This window comes from Roseovarius pelagicus, from assembly GCF_025639885.1.
In the GTDB taxonomy this organism is placed as follows: domain Bacteria; phylum Pseudomonadota; class Alphaproteobacteria; order Rhodobacterales; family Rhodobacteraceae; genus Roseovarius; species Roseovarius pelagicus.
This window is the reverse complement of sequence record NZ_CP106738.1, coordinates 839052-850997: the sequence shown is the minus strand read 5'-3', so window position 1 is coordinate 850997 and position 11946 is coordinate 839052. Positions and strand designations below refer to the sequence as shown.

The window sequence follows — 11946 nt, the reverse complement described above, 5'->3', positions numbered from 1 at the left end:
CCACATTTGCTCCAAAAAATGCGCATGGTGCTGGTCCAGATTGCCGTCGTAGTGATTTTGATCTGTGTGGCACATCCGACCTGCCTCACCGGGACTGGAGATGTGTGTAATGTATGCATGGAATCGGCACGACTGGACACGGCTGGACGAGGCCGCGCATCTGAAAGTGGTTCGGGCGGCGTCGCCCATCGCGTTGGACGATCTGGTGCGCAATTACGACTGGGATCTCTTCCCAGAGCCGGTACTGGGCTGGGCCATGGCGCAAAAGGGTATTGATCTGGCCTGTGCGCTTACCGGGTTTTTCAACGGCACGCCTGAACGCTTCAACCACCTGCAAAAACGCGATGTGCCAGAGGTTTTTCATCCGGCAGCGCGGCTGTTGGACAATATTTGCCTACGGGTGAATTGCGGGTTTTACTCGGTGTCGCCACATGCGGCCAAGGTTGACGCGCCACGGCTGCGCCAATGGGTCACCCGCCAGCAGAACGACCGCAAACGCGGTGTCAGTGGGCGCTGGGTGCTGGATGAAATGATTGTCTCCACGCTTCTGGCGGATATGCCCGATATGGCGGGTCGTCGTAGTGCGCGTTGCACTGCACGCGTGCAAAAGGGCAGGGTTCACCGCTGGTTTGCCGCGCAGATACACGCGGGCAGGTCACTGGAACCACACCTGCCAAAGTAGCGGATCAGTTGCGCGGCGGCACCAGCTTGCCGGGGTTCATAATGTTCTGCGGATCCAGCGCGGACTTGATTGCGCCCATCATATTCCATGCCTGCCCGTGTTCGGCGATCATGTAGCCTAGTTTGCCGATCCCGATCCCGTGCTCGCCGGTGGCCGTACCGCCCAGAGCGAGCGCACGTTCAACCATCCGCGCGGATGCGGCTTCGGCGGCTTTAACTTCGGTCGCATTGTCGGCGTCAATCAGCAAGATCGCATGGAAATTACCATCGCCCACATGGCCCAGGATCGGCCCCTGCACGCCGTTCGCGGCCAAATCATCAGCGGTTTCTTCTACCGCCTGCGCCAACTTTGATATCGGCACGCAGATATCCGTGACCACCGCCCGCGCACCGGGGCGCGCGGCAAGGATGGCGTAGTAGGCATTGTGCCGCATCGTCCACAGCGCGTTGCGGTCCTCGGCACGGGTCGCCCAGTCAAATCCCGATCCGCCATGCCCCTGCGCGATCTCGCCAAAGACCTCTGAACATTCGGCAACACCGCTGTCTGATCCGTGAAACTCCAGCAGCAGATGCGGCTTCTCGGGCAACGCCATGTTTGAATAGCTGTTGACCGCGCGCACGGATGCCACATCCATCAGCTCGATCCGCGCCATCGGCAGGCCCATCTGGATCGTATCCATTACCGCGCTCACCGCGCCGCCCACGTCGTCAAAGGCACAGACCGCGGCCGAGATCGCCTCAGGTTGGCCATGCAGCCGCAACGTCAGCTCGGTAATCAGGCCCAAAGTCCCCTCGGCCCCGACAAAAAGCCCGGTCAGATCATAACCCGAGGACGATTTGCGCGCTCGTGTGCCAGTGCGGATGATACGTCCGTCCGACGTGACCACCTCCAACCCCATCACATTGTCGCGCATCGTACCATAGCGCACCGCCGTCGTGCCACTCGCACGGGTAGAGGCCATCCCCCCAAGCGAGGCATTGGCCCCTGGATCGACCGGAAAGAACAGGCCAGTGGCGCGCAGTTCGTTGTTCAGTGCCTCGCGCGTCAGGCCGGGCTGTACCTGCACATCCATGTCCTCGGTGTTTATGGCGACGACGGCGTTCATGCGGCTGAAATCCACGCAAACCCCACCTAGAAACGCCTGTGCCTGTCCCTCCAGCGAGGTGCCAGTGCCCCAACCAATCACCGGCACGCGGTGTTGTGCGCAGATTTGCACGATCTGCGCCACCTCCTGCGTGGTTTCCGGGTAGGCAACAGCATCCGGTGGGGCGAGCGGAAAATGCGATTCAGAACGGCCATGCAAGTCCAGATCGGACTTGGACCGGACACAGCGTTCGCCTAGTAAGGTCTCTAGTGCGGTAATTGCCTCGTTCACGGCCATGCATCATCCTCCCCGCGCGAGCGGCAGACTAAAGCATGACGCGACGACGCGAAAGGCCGCGGCAGACACGAACGTGAAAGCGGCATGACCGAGCCAGAGAAATCTCAGCTATCCGAATACGTCACCGCCCTGATGGGGGCGCTGCGACAAGCATGGCGCGTGATGCTGACGCGCGGTCCCAGCCAGTTCCAGTTCTGGGTGATCGCGCTGATCATCGGGATCGGGGCAGGCTTTGCCGCGCTTTTTTTCCGCAAGGGGATCAGCTGGTTACAGATGATCGTTTACGGCAATGACGATCCGACGTTGCTGCACAGCTATGCATCGGGATTGTCGTGGTACTGGCTGCTGATCGTGCCGATCTGCGGCGGGCTGGTGGTTGGCCTCATCCTGCATAATTTCACCCCCGATGCGCGGGTGCGTTCGGTTGCGGATGTGATCGAAGGCGCGGCCATGAACAACGGCCGGGTCGAAATACGCGCCGGGCTGGCCTCGGCGGCGGCTTCCATGGTCACGCTGGGCACCGGGGGCTCTTCGGGGCGCGAAGGCCCGGTGGTGCATCTGGCGGGGGTGGTGTCCAGCTGGGTCAGCAATCGCATCAATGCCAACGGCATCACCGGCCGCGACCTGCTGGGTTGCGCTGTGGCGGCCGCCGTGTCCGCCAGCTTCAACGCGCCGATTGCCGGTGCGCTCTTTGCACTCGAAGTGGTGTTGCGGCATTTCGCGGTCCACGCCTTTGCGCCCATCGTGATTGCCTCGGTCGCGGGCACAGTGATCAACCGGCTGGAATTCGGTGACATCACCGAATTTACGCTGCCCGTGTCCACCGCGCTGGAATTCTATCAGGAATTGCCGGCCTTCCTGCTGCTGGGGCTGATTTGTGGTGTTGTCGCAACGGTGCTGATGTACGCCGTGTTCTTTGCCGAGGATATCGGCGACGAAATGCAGCGCGCCGTGGGTTTGCCCCGTTGGTTGCGGCCTGCGTTCTCGGGCGCGGCACTGGGGGCGCTGGCGATCTGGTTCCCGCATATCATCGGCGTCGGCTACGAGACGACAAGTGCCGCGCTGACCGGCCAGTTGATCCTGCACGAGGCCATCGTTTTTGCGGTTCTCAAGGTCACGGCGGTCGCGATCACCTTTGGCGGGCGTATGGGCGGCGGTATGTTCTCGCCGTCGCTGATGGTCGGCGCGCTGACCGGGCTGGCATTCGGCCTCATCGCCACGGCGATCTTTCCCGAAGTATCCGGGGCGCACACGCTCTATGCGCTGGCGGGGATGGGCGCGGTGGCGGCGGCGGTGCTGGGTGCACCGATCTCGACGACGCTCATCGTGTTCGAGATGACCGGCGACTGGCAGACCGGCCTCGCGGTGATGGTTGCGGTATCAATGTCCACTGCGCTGGCCAGTCGGTTGGTGGATCGCTCGTTTTTCCTGACGCTGCTGGAACGGCGCGGCACCCATCTGGCGGCGGGGCCGCAGGCATATCTGCTGTCGATGACCCGCGTTGCCACGCTGATGCGCGACATCGAACATGAACGTGCTGCGCCCGCCGAGGCCTGTTGGGAAATGATCGAGGACGGTATCTATATCGACCGCAACGCCACGCTAGAGGCGGCAATGCCGATCTTTGATCGTACGGGCGTTCTGTATATTCCGGTCGTTTCGCTCGCGGGCGAAGGTGCGCCGCCAGAACTGTTGGGCGCGCTGTTTCATGTCGATGCGCTCAAGGCATTCAATAACGCGCTGGCCGCCGTCAGTCAGGAAGAACACAGCTGAGCGGTTCAGGTGCCGCGCCGAGACTGTCGGTTTGACATAGGACGTCCCGGCGCAGGCAGCGGGGCGCTACCGCCTCGACCTGACCCTAGCTGCGCACCCAGTCCCAGGCGGCCTGTTCTTCCGCCAGCGAGAAACGCTTCATCTCTACGCCCGAGACCGATCCGGCAAAGCCGAGCAGCGGTTTCATCCACGTTTCATCTGTCACAATGGCATATTTCTTCAGGTTTTTGATCGAGCCGAACTTCATCTGATAGAACGAACCTTGGGTCAGGATGCCCGGATCGAACCCGCCAAAGGACTTGATCTTGACCAAGGCGCTAAATTCCTTGCCACTCTCCAGACGGGCGAGCACGTCCTTGCTGACGGTTTCCATCTCGTCATCGTCCATATATCCGTCAATCTCAAAGGCCATGACTTCGGGCGTGGACTTGTCCATCATATAGATGCCCTTGCCCTTGGGCTTTTTCGGCGGCAGGTCCGTGGCAAACTCCTTGGCTGCCTGCATGTCGTTTGCACGGAACACGCGGATGTCGATTACCGGAACCAGCGGGTTCAACGCATGAGCCGCCGCCGCGATGAATTCCTTGTCTGACACGACAGCCGCCTTTGGAAATTTGCCCATCTGGTCCATCAGGCCAAGCTCGAGCGGAATATCCCGCGCGATGGCATCACCGGTCATATCGTCGAAACCGGTCACATCAATCACCATACCGATACGGTCGATATCAGCGATGACAGTATTGAAATGATCATAGAACGCCGTCACTTCATCGGCTGTGACCTTGCCCGAGAGGGTGACGATCAGCAGGTTGTCTTGCTGTTTGAGGTCGAACATTTCTTCATCTCCTTCCAAGTTACATCCCACCAACGCCGAACAGCACATTTGGTTCAGTAAGTTCTGAACAAAATGTTGCATGGCGCATATTTTCAGGTGGAATGTCGCTGGCGCATCAATGAAGCGTTGATGTGATCCAATCCGTGAAGGCAGACACTCTGGTGTAGACGCCGAACTTGTCGGGCTGACCACAGCCCAGACCCCAGCTGACGATACCGACCACCTCGACCTGACCATCCTGCTTGTGAACGGCGGGGCTGCCGCCAAAGCCAGCACAGGCGTCAATGCCGCCCTGCTCAAAGCCAGCACACAGCATGTCGTCGGAAACCAGCCCATCATAACTTTGTGGTTCATTGCAGCGCGCTGTCGACACCGCAGGCAGATCAATGCGCTTCATCGCGCGGGTGACGTCGCCCTCGGTCGTCGTTTTGGCGGAACCCCAACCGGTCACGCTCAGCACGGTGCCCGCGTCTGTGATGCTGCCGATCTCGGGCAGCGACACCGGCGTACCCAATGTGCTGGGCGTGGCAAGCCGCACCAGTGCGATGTTGTTGCGCTGGTTGTCGGCGTCATGATTCGGGTGCGGAATAATTTCTGCGATACCCAGACGCTCGCCGCCGTTGCGCAGGTCGGTCGTCCCGGCAACGATTTCGATTTGGTCCATCGGGGCGACGTCGTCGGCTGTGCAGTTGGCGGCAGTCAGAACCCAATCTGGCGCGATCAATGCACCGCCACAAAGATGGTTGCCCATCCCCTTGTGCCATATTCCTACCTGCCACGGTGCGTCCGCGACGCTGCCGACGTTCTCAATGCCGCCGGCATGGGCCGCCTCAATGCTCGCGAACCCGCCAGCCAGCAGTGCCGAGACTCCTGCGACAATACACATGACGGGCGCGGATCGACGCACCTCCGCCAAGTCAGGTGCCGTGGTCGTGGATGAATGTGCTTGTTTGAAAATCACCATTTACAATGTCACCTTTTGATTTGATGTCAGATACCCTCGACTGTCACCGTGTCGCTGGAATGAAATGCCAGATAACCCTTGATGGCTGCGACATCCGGTTTCGGGTCTTCATAGCTCCAGCCAGCATTTTCCAATGTATGGCTTTTGGTGACGATGTTGTAATAATTGGCCTGCCCCTTGTGCGGGCTACGGGTGGTCTGGTCACTGATATCGAGAAACGCCATCGCAACATCGCTGCGCGGAAAGTAGATGACGGCAGGGTGGTCGCCCTCGTTCAACTCCAGCGCGTTGGCGGTTTCGGCCAGAACGGCCCCGCCAGCGCGGACGACCCAAGTCCCTTGCGCCTTGCGGATCTTGATATGCGGCATGTGGTTGTTCCTTCTTTGTCGTCGATAACCCTAACCACAATACCGCGCGTTCACCACGTTTATGTCACAACGGACGCGTTGCCTCTTCCAGCCATGCCTGTGCATCACCTTCCAGATGCGGACCGATGCGCTCGGCGCAAATCATGTGGTAATCATCCAGCCAGTCCCGTTCATCACCGCTCAGCCGATCCACGTCGATCAGCCGCCGGTCGATGGGCACATAGTTCAGCGTCTCGAAACTCAGCTTGCCGGTAAAATCGGCACCTTCCAGCGGCTCGGCGTCCTGCACGACGACGATATTCTCGATCCGGATGCCAAAGGCACCCTCGCGGTAATAACCCGGTTCGTTTGATACGATCATCCCCGGCTCCAGCGGCACTTCGCTGATCCGGCTGATGCGCTGGGGGCCCTCATGGACACATAGAAAAACGCCGATGCCATGCCCGGTGCCGTGGTTGTAGTCCTGATCCGCCAGCCACAACGGATAACGTGCGATCGGGTCCAGATCCCGGCCCGACAAGCCCGCGGGCCAGCGCAACCGGCTGATCGCGATCATGCCTTGTAGCACTCGGGTAAAGGCCGCGCGTTCGTCTGGGCCGGGATCGCCGATCGGCACTGTGCGGGTAATGTCGGTCGTGCCGTCAATATATTGCCCGCCGCTGTCCAGAACCAACAGATCCCCGTCCTGCAACACCCGGTTCGATACCTCAGACACCCGGTAATGTGCCAGCGCGCCATTCGGCCCACTGCCCGCGATGGTGTCAAAGCTGATGTCCAGCAGCGCGCCGGTGTCGCCGTCCAGACGCGCGCCAACCGTGCGACGGCATTCCTCCAGATGTGTGACCACGTCGATTTCGGTCACGCTGCCGGGGGCCTGTGCATCGAGCCATGCCAATGCCTCGCAGACCGCCGCGCCGTCGCGCAGATGGGCCGCGCGGGTTGCATCCAGTTGCGCGGCATTTTTGCGCGCCTTGGGTAATGTGCACGGCTCCGGCCCGTACTGATGGGGGATCCCGGCATCGGCCAGAATATCGGCAATTGCCACAGGTATGCTGGATTTATCCAGCCGCACCGGCCCGGTAAGCTGCGCCAGCGAAGTGACCAATTCCGTATCGGAATGGGCGCTGACGCCATCGGCGTTGCAACTGGCAGGCAAGCTTTCCAGCTTGGCCGGATTTACAAATAGCTGCGTGCGCCCGTCATCATGCAAAATGGCAAAGCCATGTGCGACCGGGTTGCGTGGAATATCCGCGCCCCGGATGTTCAGCAGCCATGCGATGCTGTCGGGCAGGCTTAGGACCGCTGCACGCGCCCCATCCGCACGCAGGCTGGCGGCCAGACGCGTGCGCTTGTCCGCGGTCGTCTCACCTGCCAGATCGTCGGGATAGGCGGTGATCTGCCCCATCGGCGGGCCGGGGCGATCCGTCCAGATCGCATCGACCAGATTGGCCGATGGAACCAGCGTGATCCCGGTCGCGGCCAGCGCCTCGGTCAGCGCGCCAATCTCGGTTGGTGTGTGCAGCCATGTGTCATAACCCACGCGCCCGCCGCCGGTCAGCGTCTCGGTCAGCCATTCGGCCAGCTTCGTCTCGGGCCAGTCCACCGGCTGAAACGCTGTCGGATCGGTTTGCACCCGGACCTGAGTGCGGTAACGCCCATCGACAAAAACGCCCGCCCGCTCTGCCGTGATCGCGGCAAAGCCCGCCGATCCGGTGAATCCGGTCAACCATGCCAGCCGTTCGTCGCCGGGTGCCACATATTCACCCTGATGTGCATCCGCGCGCGGCACCAGAAACCCGTCAAGCCCGGCACGCGCCATCGCGTCGCGCAACATGGCAAGGCGGGCAGGGCCTTGCTCTGGGTTGGCCTTGTCTTGGAACGACTGAAACATCGGGCGGACCTTTCTCGAAATGCGCGTTTGGCCGTTTTCGCGTAGACGGGCGGAAATGACCAGCCCTTGCCACGGGATGCAGCTGTGTCTGTACAGATATGTTATGCTGAGGATGCGACCGCAACCACGGAGCTGTACCATGTCCGATTTTGACGCCTTCCATCGGCTGGAAGAGGCCGGTTGGTCCGATCCGGCCACCGCCGCAGATTATGCCGCGCATTTCGCCACCGCGGCGACGCAATGCGTGCCGGGCATGGTGGACGCGGTGCGCGCCCGGCCGGGCATACGCGCACTGGATCTGTGTTGCGGACACGGCAACGTGGCGCGCGGCCTGATGCGGGCAGGCGCGGACGTGACGGGGCTCGATTTCTCTGACGCCATGCTGGACATGGCGCGCGCGGCAGTGCCAGAGGCGCGGTTCGTTCAGGGTGATGCGATGGCGCTGCCGTTCGAGGCAGACTCATTCGATGCCGTGACCATCGGCTTTGGCGTGCCGCATATCCCCTATCCTGACCGCGCCTTTGCCGAGGCGCACCGCGTTCTGCGTTCCGGCGGGCGGTTTGCCTATACCGTTTGGCGGGGCGATGATCCGGTATCGGCATTTCCCATCGTCTTTGGTGCGATTGCGGCCCATGGCGATCCATCCGTTGCCCTGCCGTCGGGCCCGGCAACCCATGAATTCGCAGATGCGGATGTGGCGGAAACTGCGCTCAATAACGCCGGATTTTCGGCGGTAACGCGCACCATCATTCCTGCCGTCTGGCAAATGGACGATCCCGGCGATGTGTTCGATTACTTTCTTCAGGGCACCGTGCGTGGCGGGGCGTTGCTCAGGCCACAACCGGACGCGGCCAAGGCAGCGATCCGTACGGCGATCGTCGATCGGATCAAGGCGCTGTGCGGCGATGCAGGCCCTTGGACTGTGCCAGTGCCCGCCGTGCTGATCGCGGCCACGGCGTAGTGACGATCAACCGACCCGGCGCATGCCCATCACGCGCGCGCGGGCGCGGGGATCGCTGTCAAACAGCGCCGCCAGTTGCTCAGTCATCGCGCCGGCCAGCTGATCCACATCCGTGATCGTCACGGCGCGGTCGTAGTAGCGCGTGACGTCATGGCCAATGCCGATGGCCAGCAATTCGACCGCCCGGCGCTTTTCCACCATGGCGATCACGTCGCGCAGATGTTTTTCCAGATAGTTGGCCGGATTGACGCTCAGCGTGCTGTCATCCACCGGCGCGCCGTCGCTGATCACCATCAGGATTTTGCGTGCTTCGCGTCGGGCCATCATCCGCCGGTGCGCCCATTCCAGCGCCTCGCCGTCGATGTTCTCCTTCAGCAGCCCCTCTTTCATCATCAGGCCAAGGTTCTGACGTGTCCGGCGCATCGGGCTGTCGGCGGATTTATAGATGATATGGCGCAGATCGTTCAGCCGACCGGGCAGTTGGGGTCGCCCTTCGGCCAGCCACGCCTCGCGGCTCTGCCCACCTTTCCATGCGCGGGTGGTGAACCCGAGGATTTCCACCTTGACGCTGCACCGTTCCAGCGTGCGCGCCAGAACATCGGCACAGATCGCCGCGATGCTGATCGGCCGTCCCCGCATCGAGCCGGAATTGTCCAGCAGCAGCGTCACGACCGTATCGCGAAACTCGGTATCCTTCTCCACCTTGAAGCTGAGCGGTGTCGTCGGGCTGGCCACAACCCGTGCCAGACGCCCGGCGTCCAGAATGCCTTCTTCCAGATCGAATTCCCATGACCGGTTTTGCTGCGCTTGCAGGCGGCGTTGCAGCTTGTTCGCCAGACGGCTCACCGCGCCCTTGAGCGGCTCCAACTGCTGATCAAGATAGGCGCGCAGGCGTTCCAGCTCGACCGGCTCGGCCAGATCCTCGGCATGTATTTCTTCGTCATGTTCGGTCGAGTAGACCAGATAATCGGGGTCCGCATCGGAAATCGGCTGCGGGGCGGGCGGCTCCAGCGGGGCCTCGCCATCGGGCAGCTCAGTTTCCTCGCCCATGTCCTCGTCGGCCATGTCGTCCATGCTGACCTGCGCCTGAGACGCATCCTGCTGCTCGTCCTGAGACTGCTCCGGATCGGCGTCAGACTCCTCGTTTTCGCTATCATCCTGTCCGGTGCTGTCAGGCTCTTCCTGTTCTTCGCCGTTGTCCTCGGCCTCGTCGTCCTGATCATCGTCCAGCGCGTCGGGGTCATCGCCCAGCTGATCGCCATAGCCCAGATCGTCGATGATCTGACGGGCGAATTTGGCAAACTGCGTCTGATCGGCCAGCGTATCCTGAAGGGTCTCCAGCGTGCCACCCGCTTGCGCCTCGATAAAGCCGCGCCGCAGTTCCATGATGTTCTGCGCACCTGCGGGCATGTCGCGCCCGGTGGCAAGGTGACGGATCAGATAGCCCGCAGCGGTGGCCAGCGGCGCATCGGCGGCATCGGTGATCTGCTCGAATCCCAGCCGCTGTGCTTCTGCGGCGATCTTGTGGTCGATGTTGCTGGCCGTGCCCGGCATCGTGCGCGCGCCCACTGCCTCGCAGCGTGCGGTTTCCATCGCCTCATACAGATCGCGGGCCATATCGCCCGGCGGGCAATACCGCGCATGGGTCCCGGTGTCGTGATACTTGTGTTTCAGCGCCAGCGCATCCGCCGTCCCGCGCGCGTGCATTACTTCGTCGCGGGTCATCCGGCGGCTGACCTGCGGCAGACGCATCGCGTCACCGCTGACGCCCGAGGGGTCCATCGAATAGGTCACCGACAGGTCGGTGTCATTCGCCATGACCTTGGTCGCCTCGGCGAGGGCCTTCTTGAACGGATCGGCGGGGTTATCGGTGGGTTTGTTCATGGGTTTGAAAATGGGGCAGGGAGGCGGTGGAGGCAAGTGGTTAATCGGGTTTTCGATAACGAGATATCCGCGTTATTTCACGCGGTCATCGGCCTGCGGCCTTGAGCCCGCGCCGGGTATTATTCCTGCACTGTTCGCATCATCGCGCGATGCGAACCTCGTTGCCGGAGGCTGATCACCGCATGCTCACGCTCGCCGCGCTCTCGGGCAGTTCCTCGTCAAAGCACCGCTGATAGAACTCTGCCACGGTCTGGCGCTCCAACTCGTCGCATTTGTTGAGGAAGGTCAGGCGGAACGCATAGCCCACATCGCGGAAGATCGTGGTGTTCTGCGCCCATGCGATCACCGTGCGGGGGCTCATCACCGTCGACAACTCACCATTCATGAACGCGGTGCGCGACAGGTCTGCGACGGTGACCATCTGGCTGATCGTCTTGCGGCCCTTTTCGGTGTTGAACACTGGGTTCTTTGAAATCACGATATTGGTTTCGGCGTCATGGCTGAGATAGTTCAGCGTCGCCACCAGCGACCAGCGGTCCATCTGGCCCTGGTTGATCTGCTGGGTGCCGTGATAGAGGCCCGTCGTGTCGCCCAGACCAACCGTGTTGGCCGTCGCAAACAGGCGGAAGAACGGGTTCGGTGTGATCACCTCGTTCTGATCCAACAGCGTCAGCTTGCCATCGGCCTCGAGCACGCGCTGGATCACGAACATCACATCGGCACGGCCCGCGTCATATTCATCGAACACGATCGCGGTCGGGTTGCGCAGCGCCCAAGGCAGGATGCCCTCGTGGAACTCGGTGACCTGTACGCCGTCGCGCAGCTTGATCGCGTCCTTGCCGATCAGGTCGATCCGGCTGATGTGGCTGTCGAGGTTAACGCGCACACAAGGCCAGTTCAGACGGCTTGCCACTTGCTCGATATGGGTCGACTTGCCCGTACCGTGATAGCCTTGGATCATCACGCGGCGGTTATGGGAAAATCCGGCGAGGATCGCCAGCGTCGTGTCGGGATCGAATTTATAGGTGCTGTCCAGATCGGGCACCCGGTCTGACCGCTCGGCGAATCCCTTTACCAGCATATCGGTGTCGATGCCGAAAACCTCGCGCACCGAAATCTCTTCGGTGGGCTTTGCGTTCATGTCAATGCTACCGTCAGCCATGTGCGGGGTCCTTCATCGGTCGTTTCTCATCTAGCTTCCTCGTGC

At 61.6% G+C, this 11946-nt stretch carries 10 protein-coding genes; 3 read left to right on the top strand and 7 right to left on the bottom strand.

All coding sequences use genetic code 11. The features are described from left to right. Positions 1-109: 109 nt before the first annotated feature. Positions 110-682 (top strand): hypothetical protein, encoded by a 573-nt coding sequence (locus tag N7U68_RS05150; protein ID WP_263048455.1) that lies wholly within the window; start codon positions 110-112, stop codon positions 680-682. A 4-nt stretch (positions 683-686) separates the two neighbouring features. Here the strand turns inward: N7U68_RS05150 and N7U68_RS05145 are convergent, their stop codons facing one another. Continuing rightward, a complete protein-coding gene (locus N7U68_RS05145) occupies positions 687-2063 on the bottom strand; it encodes an FAD-binding oxidoreductase (RefSeq protein ID WP_263048454.1) in 1377 nt (458 codons plus the stop codon). Between the two features lie 84 nt (positions 2064-2147). Between N7U68_RS05145 and N7U68_RS05140 the strand changes: the two genes are divergently transcribed. Continuing rightward, the gene (locus N7U68_RS05140) at positions 2148-3836 is read left to right on the top strand and encodes a chloride channel protein (protein ID WP_263048453.1); all 1689 of its coding nucleotides are present in this window, start codon (positions 2148-2150) and stop codon (positions 3834-3836) included. Between the two features lie 85 nt (positions 3837-3921). On the opposite strand, the gene N7U68_RS05135 is transcribed toward N7U68_RS05140, so the two are convergent. The 4 genes from N7U68_RS05135 to N7U68_RS05120 all read right to left on the bottom strand — a co-directional run bounded on the left by N7U68_RS05135 (position 3922) and on the right by N7U68_RS05120 (position 7894). Beyond that, the gene (locus N7U68_RS05135) at positions 3922-4671 is read right to left on the bottom strand and encodes a SpoIIAA family protein (protein WP_263048452.1); all 750 of its coding nucleotides are present in this window, start codon (positions 4669-4671) and stop codon (positions 3922-3924) included. 115 nt (positions 4672-4786) lie between these two features. Continuing rightward, the gene (locus N7U68_RS05130; RefSeq protein ID WP_263048451.1) at positions 4787-5635 is read right to left on the bottom strand and encodes a serine protease; all 849 of its coding nucleotides are present in this window, start codon (positions 5633-5635) and stop codon (positions 4787-4789) included. A gap of 26 nt (positions 5636-5661) precedes the next feature. Then, complete coding sequence (locus N7U68_RS05125; RefSeq protein WP_165191847.1) at positions 5662-6003, bottom strand: DUF427 domain-containing protein; 342 nt, start codon at positions 6001-6003, stop codon at positions 5662-5664. A 64-nt stretch (positions 6004-6067) separates the two neighbouring features. Further along, entirely contained in the window at positions 6068-7894 is a 1827-nt protein-coding gene (locus N7U68_RS05120) for an aminopeptidase P family protein (RefSeq protein ID WP_263048450.1), read from the bottom strand. A gap of 139 nt (positions 7895-8033) precedes the next feature. On the opposite strand from N7U68_RS05120, the gene N7U68_RS05115 reads away from it, so the two are divergent. Further along, positions 8034-8855 (top strand): methyltransferase domain-containing protein, encoded by an 822-nt coding sequence (locus N7U68_RS05115; RefSeq protein WP_263048449.1) that lies wholly within the window; start codon positions 8034-8036, stop codon positions 8853-8855. A 6-nt stretch (positions 8856-8861) separates the two neighbouring features. On the opposite strand, the gene cobT is transcribed toward N7U68_RS05115, so the two are convergent. Both cobT and cobS read right to left on the bottom strand, forming a co-directional pair. Beyond that, the gene (gene cobT, locus N7U68_RS05110) at positions 8862-10739 is read right to left on the bottom strand and encodes a cobaltochelatase subunit CobT (RefSeq protein ID WP_263048448.1); all 1878 of its coding nucleotides are present in this window, start codon (positions 10737-10739) and stop codon (positions 8862-8864) included. A 175-nt stretch (positions 10740-10914) separates the two neighbouring features. Next, complete coding sequence (cobS, locus tag N7U68_RS05105) at positions 10915-11901, bottom strand: cobaltochelatase subunit CobS (protein WP_165191851.1); 987 nt, start codon at positions 11899-11901, stop codon at positions 10915-10917. Positions 11902-11946 lie beyond the last annotated feature (45 nt).

Bases quoted from the DNA above. Each gene is read 5' to 3' on its own strand.
- N7U68_RS05125 (WP_165191847.1), bottom strand. From the start codon at position 6,003: ATGCCGCATATCAAGATCCGCAAGGCGCAAGGGACTTGGGTCGTCCGC.
- cobS (WP_165191851.1), bottom strand. From the start codon at position 11,901: ATGGCTGACGGTAGCATTGACATGAACGCAAAGCCCACCGAAGAGATT.
- N7U68_RS05115 (WP_263048449.1), top strand. From the start codon at position 8,034: ATGTCCGATTTTGACGCCTTCCATCGGCTGGAAGAGGCCGGTTGGTCC.
- N7U68_RS05135 (WP_263048452.1), bottom strand. From the start codon at position 4,671: ATGTTCGACCTCAAACAGCAAGACAACCTGCTGATCGTCACCCTCTCG.
- N7U68_RS05140 (WP_263048453.1), top strand. From the start codon at position 2,148: ATGACCGAGCCAGAGAAATCTCAGCTATCCGAATACGTCACCGCCCTG.
- N7U68_RS05120 (WP_263048450.1), bottom strand. From the start codon at position 7,894: ATGTTTCAGTCGTTCCAAGACAAGGCCAACCCAGAGCAAGGCCCTGCC.
- N7U68_RS05150 (WP_263048455.1), top strand. From the start codon at position 110: ATGTATGCATGGAATCGGCACGACTGGACACGGCTGGACGAGGCCGCG.
- N7U68_RS05130 (WP_263048451.1), bottom strand. From the start codon at position 5,635: ATGGTGATTTTCAAACAAGCACATTCATCCACGACCACGGCACCTGAC.
- N7U68_RS05145 (WP_263048454.1), bottom strand. From the start codon at position 2,063: ATGGCCGTGAACGAGGCAATTACCGCACTAGAGACCTTACTAGGCGAA.
- cobT (WP_263048448.1), bottom strand. From the start codon at position 10,739: ATGAACAAACCCACCGATAACCCCGCCGATCCGTTCAAGAAGGCCCTC.